The organism is Serratia sp. CoH_122_TC_1 (assembly GCF_058191755.1).
This window is the reverse complement of the sequence record NZ_JBXWLA010000072.1, coordinates 1-365: the sequence shown is the minus strand read 5'-3', so window position 1 is coordinate 365 and position 365 is coordinate 1. Positions and strand designations below refer to the sequence as shown.

At 42.5% G+C, this 365-nt stretch carries 1 protein-coding gene; it reads right to left on the bottom strand.

The genetic code is table 11. The features are described 5' to 3' along the window. The coding region (locus AC2FC2_RS27030) for a hypothetical protein (RefSeq protein WP_490660214.1) at nucleotides 1–365 on the bottom strand (365 nt) is incomplete at both ends.

Below are 365 nucleotides of genomic sequence, written 5' to 3'. Positions count from 1 at the left end.
TCGCCTTCTTCGAACGTACACTTCAGCTCAATGGGATACTGCGTGAAGTTAAGCTCAGTGTTGTTGATAACATCAGCAACCTTGCGGGTGTATTTATCTTCTGGCACAAACTTCAATTTATTGCGTTGACGTATAGTTGCCGCTACCCCAACATCACCAACGACATCAATTGAATATTCTCCCTGAGGGATAATGATATCGAACTGATTTTCACGTAACGCATATGAACCATACTGGCCAGAATATGCCATCAGCAATGCGTCGTCTGTCTTATCAGCAATGAAGGAAAGGACGCCAGCCTGATCTGGCTGATAGCCCTCACTGACAATTTCAGACAAGACAACAAAAAATTGAACAATATTTTT